The sequence below is a fragment of the Mesorhizobium sp. ESP-6-4 genome, from assembly GCF_020164735.1.
Classification (GTDB): Bacteria; Pseudomonadota; Alphaproteobacteria; order Rhizobiales; family Rhizobiaceae; genus Mesorhizobium.
The window spans coordinates 304955-321289 of the sequence record NZ_JAIUGS010000006.1 but is presented as its reverse complement, the minus strand read 5'-3'; the positions used below and the strand labels follow the sequence as shown (position 1 = coordinate 321289).

The following is a 16335-nucleotide window of genomic DNA, read 5'->3' as shown; positions in this document are numbered from 1 at the left end:
TCGCCGTTTCCGTGAAACGGTGAAACGCACTAGTGCATGTCGCCCAGAAGTGCGACGCGCTTTAATGCATCAGCGGGCCGCTGGCTTTCCGCCAGGCGTCGATGCCGCCCTGGATATGGCGGGCACTGGTAATCCCGACATCCTGCGCCGCTTGCACCGCCATCGCCGAGCGCTCGCCGAAGGCGCAGTAGAACAGGATCTGTTTGCTGGTCGATTTCGCCAGCTCGTGCAACATGCCGCCGGCGGCGATGTTTTCCTGCAGCCTCGCATAGGGCAGATGGATCGCGCCGGGGATGACCCCGTGTCGCTCGCGCTCGGTTTGCTCGCGCAGGTCGATCAGCGCCACGTCGGCCCGCCCGACCAGCGCCAGCGCCTGCTCCGCGCTGACCGCCCAGCCGCGGCTGGCGATGTCGTCCTGATGCAGCCCGACCCGCATGTTGGCGGGCACGGCCACATCCATCATTTTCGGGTTGGACAGATTGAGATTGTTCATGATGTTGACATACTCGTCGACCGACTTAACCTGCAGGCGCGGATTGAAGGCCTTTTCCTCGCCGATCGTCGACACGGTCTCGCCCTTATAGTCATGCGCCGGGAAGATCAGCGTCTCGTCGGGCAGCTTGAGCAGGCGGCCGAAGATCGATTCATATTGCTGGCGCGGATCGCCGTTCTGGAAGTCGGTGCGGCCGGTGCCGCGGATGAGCAGCGTGTCGCCGGTGAAGACCCGGTCGGGCAAGATGAAGCTGTAGGAATCGTCGGTGTGGCCCGGCGTGTAGATGACGTCGAGCGCCAGGCCTTCGATGCCGAGCTTGTCGCCGTCGGCAAGCCGCATCGACACCACGTCGGCCTTGGTCTGCTCGCCCATCACGGTCACGCAATGCGTCTTGTCGCGCAGCGCGCCGAGTCCGGTGATGTGGTCGGCATGAAGATGCGTGTCCACAGCCTTGACCAGCCTGAGGTCGAGCTCATTAACGAGCTGCAGGTAGCGCTCGACCTTCTCCAGCACCGGATCGATGATCAGCGCCTCGCCGCCGCGCCGGCTGGCAAGCAGATAGGAATAGGTGCCCGAAACGGAATCGAAGAGCTGACGGAAGATCATTCGCGCCTCTTTCGCCTGACGCCGGTTGTTCGGCTGCCGACCAGTCTAGAACAAGCGCGAGGTGCCCGCCAGCGGCACAACTCGCGCCCGTCAAAAAGGCTGAAGGCCCTACCGCCTCAGCACGGCACTCAGCACGTCCCTGATGCCAATCGAGCCGACGAAGCGCGAGCCTTCATCGAACAGCGCCACCGGAGCCGTCTGCGACCGGTGCATGGCGAGCATCACCGTTTTCAGCGGCGTGCCGGGATTGGCCCAGAACACCTGGGCGCCCTCCTCCGGCTGGCGCTCGACATCGGCGCAGGACACCCACACCGCCGGCTTGCCGTCGCGCTCGGCCGCCGCCACAAGGCCGTGGTCGTCGATCTTGAAGCGTGTCGTCTTGCGTCGGTCGAGCCACACCCAGCCGTTATCGCCGTGCTCCAGGTCGCGACGGTCCCGCATCACGTTCCACGCCGTCAGCACCGACAGCGGATTCACATTGGCGATGAAGTCGCGGACATAGTCGTTGGCGGGCCTGAGCACGATGTCTTCCGGCGCGCCGGTCTGGACGATGCGGCCGCCCTCCATGATCGTGATGTGACTGCCGATCTTCAGCGCCTCCTCGAGGTCGTGGCTGACGAAGATGATGGTCTTCTTCAGCTCGGCCTGGAGCTGCAGCAATTCGTCCTGCAGCTTGGTGCGGATCAGCGGGTCCAGCGCCGAAAACGGCTCGTCCATCAAAAGGATCGGCGCCTCGGTGGCGAAGGCCCGGGCGAGACCGACACGCTGCTGCATGCCGCCCGAAAGCTCATGAGCATATTTCTTCGACCATTGGTCGAGATGGACCAGTTGCAATTGCTTCTGCACGCGCGCCTTGCGTTCCGCCTCCGGCACGCCGGCAAGCTCGAGGCCGAAGCCGACATTTTCCTCGACCGTGCGCCAGGGCAGCAGCCCGAACTGCTGGAATACCATGGCCACCTGCTTCTGGCGCAACCGCCGCAAGGTCGCCTCGTCGCAGGTGACGACATCGACCACACGATCGCCGTCCTTGACCAGCACCTGGCCGCGCGACACCACATTGAGCCGGTTGACGGCCCGCAGCAGCGTCGACTTGCCGGAGCCGGACAGGCCCATCAACACCGAAATCTCGCCCTCATGGACGGTCAGGCTGGCGCCGGCGCAACCCAGCACATTCCCGGTCTTTTCGAGAATCTCGGCGCGCGTTGCGCCCTGGTCGATCAGCGCCAGCGAACCTGCCTGATCAGCGCCGAAGACGATGTCTACGTTCTTGAAATCAACCGCGACGGTCATTTCTTGCCTCCAACGCCGATGCGGGTCATGCGGTCGAGCACGATGGCGAGCACGACGATCGCGAGGCCCGCCTCAAGCCCGAGATCGATGCGGCGCGAGCCGAGCGCCCGGTTGATTTCCGTGCCGAGGCCGCCGGCGCCGATCAGGGCGGCGAACACCACCATCGACAGCGACAGCATGATCGACTGCGTCAGACCCGCCATGATGGTCGGCAGCGCCGAGGGCAGTTCCACCTTCCACAGAAGCTGGCGCTTCGTGGCGCCGAACGCCTCGCCCGCTTCGATGATTGCCTTGGGCACCGAAACGACGCCCAGATGGGTGAGCCGAACGGCCGTCGGGATGACGAAGATGATGGTGACGATGAGGCCGGGCGCATTGCCGAGCCCGAACAGCGTGAGCACCGGTATCAGGTAGACGAAGGTCGGCAGCGTCTGCATCAGGTCGAGCACCGGCAGCATGACGCGGTAGACCTTCGGCTTGTGCGCCGCCCAGATGCCGAGCGGCACGCCGATCGCCATTGCCATTGCGGCGGCGGCAACGACCAGGACCAGCGTCTGCACCGTCTGTTTCCACAGATTCTGGTTGATGATGAAGATCAGGCCGAGGAAGACGCCGATGGCGAGCGGCCGCGAACGCTGTAAGAGCCAGGCGATGAACGCGATGACCAGGGCCAACAAAACCGGCGGCACCATGAGCAGGAGGCTCACTGCTCCGTCCAGGATGAAATTCAGACCGTTTGAAAATGCGCGGAAGATGGTGTCGAAATTGTCGGTCAGGAAACCGAAGAAAGCCTTGCCCCATGGCCCGATCGGAATTTTGTAGTCGGTCAGGAATTTAGAAATCGGATCCATCTTTCCCCTCTCGGCTTCGCCGCGCTCGCCGCACGGTTATCCTCTCACGTCTCCAGGCATATGAAAAAGGGCAGCCTCTTCAAGGGCTGCCCTTTTCCGGAAATCATCCCGGTCCCAAGCGATCAGCCCCCGAGCGCGGTCTTGACGGCCGCAGCCGCGTCGCCGCCATCAAAGGTGGTGACGCCGGCGATCCAGGGCGCCACCGCGTCCGGATGCTTCTTCAGCCAATCGGTCGCCACCGTCTGCGGATCGCCACCCTTGAGGATCGCGTCCATCATCTCGCCTTCCATGTCGAGATTGAACTTCAGGTTGGCGATGAACTTGCCGACGTTCGGGCATTCGGTGGTGTAGCCCTTGCGCACGATGGTATAGACGGTGGCGGCGCCGAAGCCGCTGTCGCCCATGCCGTCGAGATAGGTGATCTTCATGGCGCCCATCACCGGATGCGGCGTCCAGCCGAGGAAGGCGATCCACTCATTGTTCTTCATCGACTGCTCGGCCTGCGTCAGCATGCCGGCCTCCGAGGATTCGACCAGCTCGAAGCCTTCGAGATTGTCCTTCGGGTTCTTGATCATGTCGAGGATGATGCGGTTGCCGTCATTGCCGGCCTCGATGCCGTAAATCTTGCCGTTGAACTTGTCCTTGAACTTGCCGAGATCGGTCAGCGTCTTGACACCGGCATCCGCGACATAGGTCGGCACGACGATGCCATAGCCTGCGCCGGTCAGGTTGGTGCTGATCGTCTCGATCGAGCCTTCCTTGGTGTAGTCCTTGATGTCGTTGGTCATCGACGGCATCCAATTGCCGAGGAAGACGTCCAGGTCCTTGTTCTTCAGCGAGGCCATGGTCACCGGCACCGAAAGCTGGATCGTCTGCGGCTCATAGCCGAGCGCGGTGAGTAGCACCGAAGCCAGGCCCGTGGTGGCCTGAATGTCGGTCCAGCCGACATCCGACAGCCGCACGGCCTTGCAGCTCGCCGGATCGCCGGCATTGGCGGCGGTTGTCGACAGGAACGCCGCAAGGCCGAGGCCTGCGACGAAAGATTTCATACGCGACATGAACTTATCTCCCATTGGATTTCCGAGGCAAAGCGAAGTCACGGTTCTTGCGCCCGCCTTGTTTCGTCAGCCAAACACCATTTTGATGTTGTTTCAAGCGGTTCAACGTCGCGACGAACGGCGCGCGCTGGCCATTAAGCGACATGACAGCTTTTTGAACGACATCGAGTTTTTGGTGGACGGAGCCGGTGCCCTCTCCCCGAGCCGCGGCTAGTCGGCTTAGGGTGTGTCGGAATTCAGGTCGGGCCGGCCTCGCCTGAATCCCGACACACCCAAAAGAGCGACATGGCCAAGCTTTACTTCCACTACGCGACGATGAACGCCGGCAAGACGACGATGCTTTTGCAAGCGTCTTACAATTATCGCGAACGCGGCATGTCGACGATGCTGTTCGTCGCCGGCCACTATCGTAAGGGCGACACCGGGCTGATCTCGTCGCGCATCGGTCTCGAATCCGAGGCAGAGATTTTCCGCGACGGCGACGACCTCTATGCCACGGTCGCGGAGCACCACCGGCATGGCCCTGTGCATTGCATCTTTGTCGACGAGGCGCAGTTCCTCGAGGAAGAGCAGGTCTGGCAGCTCGCCCGCATCGCCGACCGTCTGGGCATTCCGGTCATGTGCTACGGCCTGCGCACCGACTTCCAGGGTAATCTGTTCTCCGGCTCGCGCGCTCTGCTCGCCATCGCCGACGACCTGCGCGAGGTGCGCACCATCTGCCGTTGCGGCCGCAAGGCGACGATGGTGGTGCGCCTGGGACCTGACGGCAAGGTGGCGAGACAGGGCGAGCAGGTGGCGATCGGCAAGGACGTCTATGTCTCGCTCTGCCGCAGACATTGGGAAGAGGAGATGGGCCGGGCCGCGCCCGACGACTTCATCGGCTTTGTCAACCGCTGAGCCGAAAGCCTGCATAGAGCAATTCCAGGAAAAGTGCATAGCGTTTTCCGTCCGGAATTGTGTAAAAACAAAGACTTAGAGCAGTTCGGCGATTCCGTGAAACGCTGAACCGCTCTAGAGCCGGATGTCGTCCGAAAACCGCTTCAAGCCCTGACTGGCGCCGGTGAAACCGGCATCGCCGCCGCAAGATATTTGCCGGCGCTGTTTCATGGCCGTTCGCAAAAACAAGACCTTAAGGCATGTCAGCAAAAGCTGTTCGATGATGGTGCGCGTTACTATGCGCCATGCGCATGCTTGCCTTGCCTTTCAAGGACCTAACCAATTCTTTTGTTTTGACGCTTCCCTTTGTCTTCCTTCTTTCAATCCCTTGAAGCCCCACATATATTCGCCGCCACGACACGGAAACGGATGCCGAAGCGGGAGGCCCCAATGGCGACATTGCAGAATTTCGATGCCGAAATTGCCAAGACCAAGCAGGTCGTGCAGGACATGCGCAGCAAGATCGAGCAGTCCGGCACGGTGCTCGACACGCTTGCTCAGGCCGACAAGAAGATCGGCGACGCCAATTTCGACATCGAGAACGCCCGCATCGAGGACGTGCTCAAGCAGCAGAAAGTCATGGAAGGCAATATTGCCGACCTGATCATCGGGCTCGAGGACGCAACCAATGTCTTCGGCGCCGAGTTCGAAAGCATGAAGAACTACACCGGCTGGGAAAATTTCGTCGGTGTCTTTTCGGCGCAGCGCAAGCAGCGCATGCGCACCGACCGCGTCCGCAACATGTCGCTTGCCGGCAATCTGCAGGAGCTGCTGGCCAAGTCGGACACCATCGTCGGCATCCTGAAGGCGCAGAAGCAGGTCCTCGACCAGCGCTACAAGACCTCCGAGGCCAGCCTTTCGCAGGTTATCGAACGCCGCAAGATGACGATGACCAACCTTGAAGCGGTGCAGAAGCGCATCGAGGAATTGAACCCGATGCTGCTCGACATCGAAAACAAGATCGCCGCCTCCACGACCCAGAAGGAGCGCACCGAGCTTGAGGGCGAGCGCTCCAAAATGGCGACCGAATACAATGAAAAGCAGGCCAAGGAGCAGGAGCTGCTGGCCGAAAGCCAGACGCTGGAGCGCTACACCTCGATGTTCCAGACCTTCGTCGATTCACTCAACAACCAGATTGCCGCGCAGTCGACGCTGATCAACAAGCTGACCATCGACACCGAGCAGCGCATCGTCCTCTACAAGGCGCTGGAAGATTCGCTCAAGACCGCCGCCCAGCAGGACGTCGCCCACAAGATCAACACGCTGGGCAGCCAGGTCGACAACACGGCCGAGGAGACGATGGCCGGCATCGGCGCCGCCTCGCAGAAGCATATCGGCGACCTGCTCGAGATGCATGAGAAGAACATGGTGGCTTCAGCCGACATCCAGCGCCGCAAGAAGCTTGCCGACGATGCTTTCGCCCGCCGCTTCGACGATGTGATGAAGAAGCACAACGCCGCCAACTATGTGCAGCAATAGGCGGCGCCGCTGATTTCATTTCCACGGCAGCCACATGACACCTGAGAACGACGCCGCGGCACGCTATTTTTCCGCCATCACGGCGGCGCTGAGCGGGCTGGAAGTGTTCATGCGCGACGACCGCTCGCCGCTCTACCGGCACGGTATCGTCGCCAGGATCGTCGCCGAGTATATCGCGCGGCTCGACAAGTCCTTTGCCTGCTGGCGCAACCGGCTGGGCTTCATGGACACCTTCCGCATCTCGCGCGCCGAAAGCGGCTATCCCGTCTTCCAGAACCTGCTGGAGCTGGAAAACGACCGCCAGCAGGCCGATGCCCGCCTGGCCAACATCCCGCAGGCCGGCGAGCTGCGCGAGGAGATGGCCGACTTCATCCTGCGCCATAAGGAATTTCCCGAGGCGCTACAGAAGTCGATGGCCGAGCGGCTCTATCTGGAGGACGTCAAGAGCGAGGCGACCTTCGGCCCGTTCACGCTTGCGCAGACGGCCAAGGTCTCGGTCAACCCGAAAACCATGCGGCCCTATTACCTCGTCCACTGGGCCGCGTTCGACGGCAGCGCCAACCTGCCGCTGGTCTACATGGTGACGGTGGAGGACTCCTCCGAAAGCATGGTGCGCCAGCTGGTCGACGTGAACGGCAAGCTCAACGAGCGGGTCGATATCCCGCTCCCCGTCGACGGCTTGCTCAACCCGGAGCTTGCGCACCGCTTCGACGATTTCACCGAGAAGAACTCGGCCTATACGCTGTCTCCGGCGACGATCGCCGTCAATCTCGACAAGGATTTCGAGCCGCTGCATCCCAAGCAGCTGAGGCGCGTGGTGCTGGGGCCCTTCTACTCGGCCGGCATCACCGAGAACAATTCGACGGTGGCCGAGGTGCTGGCCAAGGTGCGCAAGCCGCAGAACGCCTGGCTGCTCACCTGGACCATCCAGGAAGTCTTCTCCAAGAGCGAGAAGCCCGGCCGCAGGGGCCTGTTCTCCAGCGAGAAGACGACGCAGGAATTCTTCATCAACACCGACGATCTCGAAGCGGCGCGCCAGGGCGTGTCGAGCTACGAGAACCACGCGCTGATCCCGCACGAGGCCTATCAGGCACTCTACGCCGCCGGCGAGGCGCAGAAGATCTTTTCCGGTTACAAGGTCCACATCCTGTCCAACGGACAGGTGATCAGCGACGTCTGACCGTCAATCGCGGAGCATCCTTCATGGACACCGGCCTGACCACGATCTCGGAAGCCGCAATCGAAAAGCACCGCGCGACCGCGCAGAGCTTCATCACCCGCATCGTCGTGCTGGAGGACCCTTCGCGCGAATCCGGCACGGCGCTTGCCGGCACCAACCGCCGCTTCGTCTCGACCGTGTCGGTCGGCTCGGTGCGCCGCACGCGCGAGGTCGAGCTCACGAAAACAGTAACGGCCATTCATCCCGACGACCAGTTGATGAGCATCCCGCAGCACACGCTGCTCTACCGCGCCCGCCGCGGCCTGGCGATCGCGCTCGCCATATCCGACGTCTTCGCCGAAGGCTCCGACCTCGAAAGCCTGCAGGCGAGGAATGCGCGTGCGCCGCTGGAAGGCGATGAGGCAGCCACCTTCAAGAAGCTTCTGTCGGCCTCGGCTTACGTTTCCGCCTTCAGTTTCGCTTCGTATCTCTTCCAGCTGATCGACAGCGATGGCGAGGCGCCGAACGACATCCCCGAGCCCGACTTCCTGTTCGACACACCGCAGGACGCGGTCAAGTCGATCATCGCCGGTCTCGACAAGGCAATAGCCGGCTCGAAGGACGACGCCGACCTGACGACGCGCGCTCGCGCCTTCGCCCGCGTCGCCATCGACGGGTTGCTTGCGCGCAAAGGTCGCTTCGACGGCATTGGCCCGTTCGAAAATGCGCATATCCGTATCGACGTCGACGATTTCACCCTCGATGGTTTCGACGTCGCGCCCGGCAAGCGCACCAAGCCGCTGGTGATGACCTTCAAGAAACCGGAAGAGGTCATCGGCAACCACATCGCCAAATTCCAGTCGGTCAGGCTGGCCAAGATGCTGATGGCCTACGACTTCGAGCGCGAACTGAACCCCTTCGTCGAGCTCGGCGGGTTCCTGTTCACCTTCATCGGCGACGGGGCGCCGGGCACCGGCAAGACGACGCTGATCCAGATGATCGCCGGCCTCGTCAACGGCTACTGCCAGGTCGCCGGCTATCCCTTCGCCTATGAGAATTTCGGCGTCGACCAGATCTCGTCCTACCAGGGCAAGTCGGGCCAGAACTGCCGACAGTTCATCAACAACGTGCTCAATCCGCGCGTCATCGGCTTCGGCACCATCGACGACATCGACCAGGTGGCGGCGCGCCGTTCCGACGACCGTGCTTCCGCCGGTCAGCAGGAGATCACCGGCGTCCTGATGGACGCCTTCGCCGGCGCCTCGACGGTGGTGCGCGGTAATTGCTCCTTCGGCATGTTCTCCAACTATCCGGAAAATGTCGACGATGCGCTGCGCCAGCGCGCCGGCGCGCGCTGGCTGGTCGACGGCCCACAGACCCGCGACGACTATATCGACATCTTCGTGCTGCTTGCCGGCAAGAACCACGAGATCCCGCTTGGCAAGCACGAGCTCTATGCCGCGCAGGAAATCCAGCGCGCCGTGGCCGAGGCCTATGAAGAGCACGAGAAGCCGCAGGAAGACGGGCTGATGAAGGTCTATGAGCGCTACATGAAGGAAAACGGCGCGCCGAAGACCATGGCCGATGTCGGCACCTATCTGCACATGATCAAGGACGCCGAGCCGCGCTTCACCGGTCGCGCCATCAAGAACGTCACCGACGCCATCAAGATGCGCGCCATGGACATCGAACTGCCGGACGACTGGTTCGAGAAGCCGGAAGCCTTCATGCACAAGAGCTACGACGACAAGAAGGCGATGATCGAGGAACTGCGCGGACCGTTCTCGATGGACATGGTCATGCAGGAGATCAACCGCTACGCCGATTCCGAGTTCCGCTATTCCGATAAATCCGACGACGCCGCCGTGGAGAAGCTCCTGCGCGACGCCAGGCTGCGCGAGCGCGCAGCGCGCGAGATGGAGGAGTTGAAGAAGAAGGGGCTGTGGAATGCGTGAGTTGCGCCGACCTCGCCTTCTCCCCTTGTGGGAGAAGGTGTCGCCGAAGGCGACGGATGAGGGGGGCTCCAGGGAACGCCAGCGTCTCACTCCGCTGGAACACCCCTCATCCGTCTCGGCGCTATCGCGCCGATCCACCTTCTCCCACAAGGGGAGAAGGAAAGGTCGCGCCCCTCATCCGCCCTTCGGGCACTTTCTCCCCGTGAACGGGGAGTAGGGAAGATGAGCGCAATTAAAAAACCCGACCTTCTGCGCGACAACGAGCTGATCTACGGCAGGCTGCTCGCCATCGACGAGCCGCATCTCATCCAGCGCTACAACAAGGCGCTTGCCGCTTTCGGCCTCGAGCCCACCAAGCTTGCGAGCTTCCAGATCGACCGCACCGGCTTCTCGCCCGAAATCGCCGAGGAATGCGGCGACTATAACTATCTCGATCCCAATGAGGTCAACCGCCGCTTTATCATCCTGACGCCGTCGCAGATCGACCTGCCGGTGGTCCACACCGCCTTCTCCAACACCTCGCAGTTGATGTTCGAGTTCATGTCGAAGAACCGGCGCGCCATCGACGCGCTGACCATCAAGGACGTCATCTACGGCGAGATCGAGGACTCGGTTCCCAAGGTCAACGATATCGAGGACCTGCTGTCGATCAACCAGGTCGAGTTCAAGGTGTTGTCAGCCGAGGACGTGCTCGGCAAGGCGGCTGAGCTCGGCAAGCTCGTCGACCGGCTGAGGCAGGAGCCTGACGCCTGGCGCGACGACGCCATGCTTGAGCGCATGGTCGAGCTTGCCAAGGTCTGCGGCGACATCCGCGAGAACGCGCTGGTGCCGGACCAAGTGATCTTCCGCCACAACGCCTACTGGACCAGCCATTTCGGCGGGCTCTACGTCTTCGTCGACCCCGATATGACGACGGTGATCAGCGATCCGGCCGCTCCCGGCTTCCGCCGCTCGCGGCCCTGGCAGGTGAGCTATCTGTCGATCAACGACGCCGACAAGGTGTTCGGCTTCCTGGCCGCCACCGGCCGTCTCGATCTGCCTCGCGCCTCCTGGATCGAGACTTCCGGTTATCTCGAACACCGCGCCGAAATGGTCGTGCGGGCGCTGATCCGCGACGCCGAGCCCAACCGCAATCTGACCGATGTCGACAAGGTCTGGCTGCAGACCTGGATCCTTGGCCACGCCGACCTGATCGCCAGCGACGGCAATTTCCCCTTCCTCAACGCCGCCAAGCGCGAGATCGCTCAGCTCGGCCATCTCAAGATCGAGGATGTGTCGCCGCGCCAGCGTTTCCTGGTCGTGCGCGCCAAGCCCGATCATGCCGATGCCTGGCTGACCAACCAGCTGATCTCGGATTTCGTGCCGCAGGACTTCGTGTCGCGCTACGTCTTCAACAAGCCCGGCTTCTACAAGGATTATGACGGCTTCAGCGACGCCTGGCGAAGCCATGTTGTGGACGTTCTGAAAACCACATATCTGAAGGACAAGGCGGCGTTCCGCGCGCGCCTTTACGGTTTGACTGACTAGAGCATGATTCCGAAAAGTGGGAACCGGTTTTCGGGGGAAATCATGCTCCAACAAAGAGTTAGATCAGGATGACGTTTCAACGAAACGTTATTCTGATCTAGAGCAATTCCAGGAAAAGTGTGGGCGGTTTTCCGCCCGGAATTGCGCCAAAACAAAGGGTTAGGGCAGATCGCCGTTTCCCTTGAAACGGTGAAATGCTCTGAGGGGGTACCACAGCCATGCTCGACCCGATCGTGAACTTCTTCACCCGGATTTTTCAATGGATCGGCCGCGGCATCGGCTTCGTTATCGGCCTCATTCTGTGGCCGTTCATGTGGGTTGGCCGCTGGTACGGCCAGCGCGGCTGGATCCTCAAGGCGGTGGTCGGCCTTGCCGTTCTGGTATTGATCGGCCTCTACGCCAATTTCTTCTACGCCACGCAGTGGTGGAACAATTTCAACCCGAACTATCCCGACACCTACATTTTCGAGAAGCGGAACGTGTCGGCGGGCGAGCAGGTTTCAGCCGGCAGCGGCACCGATACGGCCAAGACGTGCGGCAACTCGGCGATCGCCCAGGTTGCCGCCGATTTGACGGACTTCAACGTCAACCAGAATGCCTGGATCTCCTCGATGATCCTCTACAAGCTCGGCTTGTTCGGCATCGATTGGGACCACACGCCCTGGATGGACAACAAGGCCTCCTTCCAGCGCGGCATCAACCAGGCGGTGCGGCGCACCGCGACCGAGCTTGCCGACAATCTCGGCCGCGTGCGCACGACATCGCAGATCGACGCCGACCTGCAGGATGCGCGCGGCAATCTCCAGTTCGATGAATACACCTGGTATTTCGGCCTGAACCCGTTCGGCCCCAAGACGCCGACGCCGAGCTATTATCGCGACGCGGTGCGCAAGCTGCGAAACTTCAACGCCCGGCTGGCCACCTGCCAGGCGACGTTCGACGCCCGTGCCGACAATCTGAAGCAATATATCGACCGCATCTCCTCGGACATCGGATCGACCTCGGCCATCCTCAAGGAGCGCGCGGAAAACCACAATGATGGCTGGTTCGATACCCGCGCCGACGACCGCTTCTGGTTCGCCTATGGTCAGCTCTATGCATATTACGGCCTGATGAAGGGCGCCCAGGCCGACTTCGACGACGTGATCAAGGAAAAGCACCTACAGAGCCTTTGGGACACGATGGATTCGCAATTCGTCTCGGCGCTGCGCATCCAGCCCTTCATCATCGCCAACGGCCGCGAGGACGGCTGGCTCCTGCCGACGCATCTGACGACGATGGGCTTCTACATCCTGCGCGTGCGCTCCAACATGGTCGAGATCAGCAACGTGCTCACGCAATAGCGCCTTTCGAGGCGACACGGCGATGGTGGATTTGCGCCGTCGCCTCTGTCGCTTTTCGCGTATTCAGCGGCTGTTTTGAGACGGCGGAACGGTCTTGGCTCTGGCTTCTATACGCCGCAAGCGACCGGGGCCGAAGACCCGAACAGGTCGGACCGGGAACAGCAGTTTTTCTTTGCAGGAAACTTAGTTGCATGGAAGTTGACGCCGCGGCCGCGACAGGGTTAGAACTTGCCCTTGCGCCCGCGCGGCGTTTCGAACATGCACAAATGATCAAAACCGTCCCTTCCACCGCCCAATCCAGAGGAAAGCCGTCATGGCCGAAGTGAAGTCCGACATCGAGATCGCGCGCGCCGCCAGGAAGAAACCGATCCAGGAGATCGGCGCCAAGATCGGCATCCCGAACGAGCATCTCCTACCCTATGGCCACGACAAGGCGAAGGTCTCGGCCGAGTTCATCAAGTCGGTGAAAGACAGGAAGGACGGCAAGCTGATCCTGGTCACCGCCATCAACCCGACGCCGGCCGGCGAAGGCAAGACCACCACCACGGTCGGCCTTGGCGATGGCCTCAATCGCATCGGCAAGAAGGCGATCGTCTGCATCCGCGAGGCCTCGCTCGGACCGAATTTCGGCGTCAAGGGCGGCGCCGCCGGCGGCGGCCTCGCCCAGGTGGTGCCGATGGAGGACATGAATCTCCACTTCACCGGCGACTTCCACGCCATCACCACCGCGCATAATTTGCTATCCGCGCTGATCGACAACCACATCTATTGGGGCAACGAGCTCGGCATCGACACCCGCCGCGTCGCCTGGCGCCGCGTTATGGACATGAACGACCGGGCGCTGCGCGAGATCATCTGCTCGCTCGGCGGCGTCGCCAACGGTTATCCGCGCGAAGCCGGCTTCGACATCACCGTGGCTTCCGAAGTCATGGCGATCCTGTGCCTCTCCACCGACCTCAAGGACCTCGAGAAGCGCCTCGGCGACATCATCGTCGCCTATCGCCGCGACAAGTCGCCGGTCTATGCCCGCGACCTCAAGGCCGACGGTGCCATGGCGGTGCTGCTCAAGGACGCCATGCAGCCCAACCTCGTGCAGACGCTGGAGAACAACCCCGCCTTCGTGCATGGCGGCCCGTTCGCCAACATCGCGCATGGCTGCAACTCGGTCGTCGCCACCACGACAGCGCTGAAGCTTGCCGACTATGTCGTTACCGAAGCCGGCTTCGGCGCCGACCTCGGCGCGGAAAAGTTCTTCGACATCAAGTGTCGCAAGGCGGGGCTGAAGCCGTCGGCGGCGGTCATCGTCGCCACGGTGCGCGCCATGAAGATGAATGGCGGCGTCAAGAAGGAAGACCTCGGCAAAGAAAACATCGAGGCGGTCAAGAAAGGCTGCCTGAATCTCGGCCGCCATATCGAGAATGTGAAGCAGTTCGGCGTGCCGGCAGTGGTGGCGATCAACCACTTCACCACCGACACCGAAACCGAGATCCAGGCGATGAAGGACTTCGTCAAGGCGCAGGGCGCCGAGGCCATCCTGTGCAAGCACTGGGCGCAGGGCTCGGCAGGCATCGAGGACCTCGCCAGGAAGGTGGTCGAGATCGCAGAATCCGGCGCCTCACAGTTCTCGCCGCTCTACCCGGACGAGATGCCGCTGTTCGAGAAGGTCAACACCATCGTCAAGCGCATCTATCGCGGCGACGAGGCGATCGCCGACAAGTCGATCCGCGACCAGTTGCATGCCTGGGAGCAGGCCGGCTACGGCAATCTGCCGGTCTGCATGGCCAAGACCCAGTACTCGTTCTCGACCGACCCGAACCTGCGCGGCGCGCCGACCGGCCATACCGTGCCGGTGCGCGAGGTCAGGCTCTCGGCCGGCGCCGGCTTCGTCGTCATCATCTGCGGCGAGGTCATGACCATGCCGGGCCTGCCCAAGGCGCCGTCCTCGGAGAAGATCTTCTTGAACGAGGTTGGCCAGATCGAGGGCCTGTTCTAGACGCTGCTCGAGCTGAAAGACCAAAGGCGCCGCCTCACCGCGGCGCCTTTTTTCTTCGCCGGCTTTCACGCCACCGTGGGCGAGCCGAACTTCTTGATGCCGGCGACCGACATCGAGACGAACTGGTCGAGGATGGCGAAGAAGATATCGAGGCTGAAGCCGAACAGGAAAGCGAAGGTGAACAGGCTGAAGCCTATGCCGGTCACCTCGCCGCCGAGCTTGGTTCCCGGCGCCATGAACCAGGCGAGGATCATGCCGGCAAGCCCGCCCAGCGCGATGCGATGAATGAGCCGCGACAGCGGCGGATTGGGCAGAAGCGGGTTCAGGATCATGCGCATGTGGAACATGATGCCGCCAAGCGCGCCGTAAAGCGCGGGCAGGATCCACAGCGCATAGGGGCTGAGGACTTCGCTGAGCGTCTTGGCCTGCAGTGTCAGCGTCGAAATCGAATTCGGCGTGATGGTAATGACGCCTTCGCATTGCAGGTCGCGTGTCGCCTCGTCGAAATCCGCGCTCACGTCTTCGACCATGCCGGTAGAACTGACGACTTGCATGCCGCCTTGAGTGTTGCCGTTGTTCCTGCAATCGAAGTCCGACTGCTTGAGCGGCTGGCTGCTCCCGGCCCCGCTCTGCTGTTGCGCCAGCGCGATTTGCTGGCCGCAGAACTGGTCTATGGCCATCTGCCTGGGGTTCGAGAAATCGAGCGGCGCGCCCGCTTTCCCTGGCGAAGCTGAGAGCTTGCAATAGGCCCATTGCATGCCCCAGAGCGGAAACGGCGCCTCCTGCGTCATGAACCCCTGCGCCCGCACCAGCAACGAGGAAAAACGCTGGTCGAGCGAATGCAGGTTGTCGACGGAATTGTAATAGGCGTCCTTCAGAAGCGTCAGATCGGTCGCCGACGCCTGCTGGGCGGCGGCCGAGCTCGATTGCTTCTTGGTCGCCCAGACCTGCCTGATCGACTGCCCGAACCGAGCGCTGAAATCGTTGTTGTCGATCTCCTGCAGCTCCGCGTTGATCGAGACGCCCCTGTTGTAGACATAGGTCAGCTTGCCGATGACGATCATCATCGTCACCGACAGGGCGATGAGGAAATAGGTCGCGAGCGCGGTCCGGCGCGACATGTCGCCCGGCGACCAGCCGGTGCGCAGCGCAGCCAGGGTTGAAAACGGCACGGTGCTGGAGCAGTCGTTGAGCACCGTTTGAAGTTTGACGACCTCGGGCTGGCTTGCGCTCGCGTCACTGAGTTTTTCCGCGTCGCCGATCGCAGCGAAGAGCGCGCTGTCCTTGAACACGCCGTAGCGGCCGTAGCCGGCAACCAGCTTGGCGTCGGCAAGCAACCCGGAGACAAGAGGATCGTGGAATGTCGTCATCGCGCCCCCCGACGACTAGCCCAGATAACCCTGCACGAAGCCATATTGCGACGGGCATCCGCAGGGATAGCCGGCCGGCCCGGGCGGTTGCGCCCAGCACCAGAAGAATTGGGTGAAGCAGATCGTACCTGGCGCATGCGGCGGCACTTGCGCGAAGGCGGGCCACGGCAGCAGCGCCGCGCCGACAGCGAGGGTCAGGATGACCAAGGTTCGTGCAACGCGCGCCTTCAATCCAGCCCCCCGAGCCATCCGCGCTTATTCACATGCGCGGCGAC

General features: G+C 62.1%; 13 protein-coding genes. 7 read left to right on the top strand and 6 right to left on the bottom strand.

Features of this window, described 5'->3' with window-relative positions; all coding sequences use genetic code 11:
- Window positions 1-61: 61 nt before the first annotated feature.
- The 4 genes from LB523_RS14980 to LB523_RS14965 all read right to left on the bottom strand — a co-directional run bounded on the left by LB523_RS14980 (window position 62) and on the right by LB523_RS14965 (window position 4298).
- Complete coding sequence (locus LB523_RS14980) at window positions 62-1099, bottom strand: MBL fold metallo-hydrolase (protein ID WP_224603722.1); 1038 nt, start codon at window positions 1097-1099, stop codon at window positions 62-64.
- A 108-nt stretch (window positions 1100-1207) separates the two neighbouring features.
- Window positions 1208-2389 carry a choline ABC transporter ATP-binding protein gene (gene choV / locus LB523_RS14975; protein ID WP_224603713.1) on the bottom strand — a complete coding sequence of 394 codons (1182 nt, stop codon included), beginning with the start codon at window positions 2387-2389 and terminating at the stop codon, window positions 1208-1210.
- Window positions 2386-3240, bottom strand: a complete 855-nt coding sequence (gene choW / locus LB523_RS14970) for a choline ABC transporter permease subunit (RefSeq protein ID WP_095766478.1) — start codon at window positions 3238-3240, stop codon at window positions 2386-2388. Before choW ends, choV begins: the two co-directional genes overlap by 4 nt.
- A 122-nt stretch (window positions 3241-3362) precedes the next feature.
- Window positions 3363-4298 (bottom strand): choline ABC transporter substrate-binding protein, encoded by a 936-nt coding sequence (locus tag LB523_RS14965; RefSeq protein ID WP_224603698.1) that lies wholly within the window; start codon window positions 4296-4298, stop codon window positions 3363-3365.
- Window positions 4299-4583: 285 nt separating this feature from the next.
- Here LB523_RS14965 and LB523_RS14960 point away from each other — a divergent pair, with 285 nt between their 5' ends.
- From LB523_RS14960 to LB523_RS14930, 7 genes are all read left to right on the top strand, one after another.
- Window positions 4584-5195: a thymidine kinase gene (locus LB523_RS14960; RefSeq protein WP_224543208.1), complete on the top strand. Its 612-nt coding sequence runs from the start codon at window positions 4584-4586 to the stop codon at window positions 5193-5195.
- A 429-nt stretch (window positions 5196-5624) separates the two neighbouring features.
- Window positions 5625-6713 carry a hypothetical protein gene (locus LB523_RS14955; RefSeq protein ID WP_224524557.1) on the top strand — a complete coding sequence of 363 codons (1089 nt, stop codon included), beginning with the start codon at window positions 5625-5627 and terminating at the stop codon, window positions 6711-6713.
- A 34-nt stretch (window positions 6714-6747) separates the two neighbouring features.
- Window positions 6748-7893 carry a hypothetical protein gene (locus LB523_RS14950; RefSeq protein WP_224603697.1) on the top strand — a complete coding sequence of 382 codons (1146 nt, stop codon included), beginning with the start codon at window positions 6748-6750 and terminating at the stop codon, window positions 7891-7893.
- A 23-nt stretch (window positions 7894-7916) separates the two neighbouring features.
- The gene (locus LB523_RS14945; protein ID WP_224603694.1) at window positions 7917-9827 is read left to right on the top strand and encodes an AAA family ATPase; all 1911 of its coding nucleotides are present in this window, start codon (window positions 7917-7919) and stop codon (window positions 9825-9827) included.
- Between the two features lie 222 nt (window positions 9828-10049).
- On the top strand, window positions 10050-11354 hold the full coding sequence (locus tag LB523_RS14940) for a DUF6638 family protein (protein ID WP_224603691.1): 1305 nt from the start codon (window positions 10050-10052) through the stop codon (window positions 11352-11354).
- Between the two features lie 218 nt (window positions 11355-11572).
- Window positions 11573-12697 carry a DUF2333 family protein gene (locus LB523_RS14935; protein WP_224603688.1) on the top strand — a complete coding sequence of 375 codons (1125 nt, stop codon included), beginning with the start codon at window positions 11573-11575 and terminating at the stop codon, window positions 12695-12697.
- 313 nt (window positions 12698-13010) lie between these two features.
- On the top strand, window positions 13011-14690 hold the full coding sequence (locus LB523_RS14930; RefSeq protein ID WP_224524542.1) for a formate--tetrahydrofolate ligase: 1680 nt from the start codon (window positions 13011-13013) through the stop codon (window positions 14688-14690).
- Between the two features lie 65 nt (window positions 14691-14755).
- On the opposite strand, the gene LB523_RS14925 is transcribed toward LB523_RS14930, so the two are convergent.
- Window positions 14756-16060 carry a hypothetical protein gene (locus tag LB523_RS14925; RefSeq protein ID WP_224603685.1) on the bottom strand — a complete coding sequence of 435 codons (1305 nt, stop codon included), beginning with the start codon at window positions 16058-16060 and terminating at the stop codon, window positions 14756-14758.
- Window positions 16061-16075: 15 nt separating this feature from the next.
- Complete coding sequence (locus tag LB523_RS14920; RefSeq protein WP_224603672.1) at window positions 16076-16291, bottom strand: hypothetical protein; 216 nt, start codon at window positions 16289-16291, stop codon at window positions 16076-16078.
- Between the last annotated feature and the right edge of the window lie 44 nt (window positions 16292-16335).

Bases quoted from the DNA above. Each gene is read 5' to 3' on its own strand.
- LB523_RS14980 (WP_224603722.1), bottom strand. From the start codon at position 1,099: ATGATCTTCCGTCAGCTCTTCGATTCCGTTTCGGGCACCTATTCCTAT.
- choV (WP_224603713.1), bottom strand. From the start codon at position 2,389: ATGACCGTCGCGGTTGATTTCAAGAACGTAGACATCGTCTTCGGCGCT.
- choW (WP_095766478.1), bottom strand. From the start codon at position 3,240: ATGGATCCGATTTCTAAATTCCTGACCGACTACAAAATTCCGATCGGG.
- LB523_RS14965 (WP_224603698.1), bottom strand. From the start codon at position 4,298: ATGTCGCGTATGAAATCTTTCGTCGCAGGCCTCGGCCTTGCGGCGTTC.
- LB523_RS14960 (WP_224543208.1), top strand. From the start codon at position 4,584: ATGGCCAAGCTTTACTTCCACTACGCGACGATGAACGCCGGCAAGACG.
- LB523_RS14955 (WP_224524557.1), top strand. From the start codon at position 5,625: ATGGCGACATTGCAGAATTTCGATGCCGAAATTGCCAAGACCAAGCAG.
- LB523_RS14950 (WP_224603697.1), top strand. From the start codon at position 6,748: ATGACACCTGAGAACGACGCCGCGGCACGCTATTTTTCCGCCATCACG.
- LB523_RS14945 (WP_224603694.1), top strand. From the start codon at position 7,917: ATGGACACCGGCCTGACCACGATCTCGGAAGCCGCAATCGAAAAGCAC.
- LB523_RS14940 (WP_224603691.1), top strand. From the start codon at position 10,050: ATGAGCGCAATTAAAAAACCCGACCTTCTGCGCGACAACGAGCTGATC.
- LB523_RS14935 (WP_224603688.1), top strand. From the start codon at position 11,573: ATGCTCGACCCGATCGTGAACTTCTTCACCCGGATTTTTCAATGGATC.
- LB523_RS14930 (WP_224524542.1), top strand. From the start codon at position 13,011: ATGGCCGAAGTGAAGTCCGACATCGAGATCGCGCGCGCCGCCAGGAAG.
- LB523_RS14925 (WP_224603685.1), bottom strand. From the start codon at position 16,060: ATGACGACATTCCACGATCCTCTTGTCTCCGGGTTGCTTGCCGACGCC.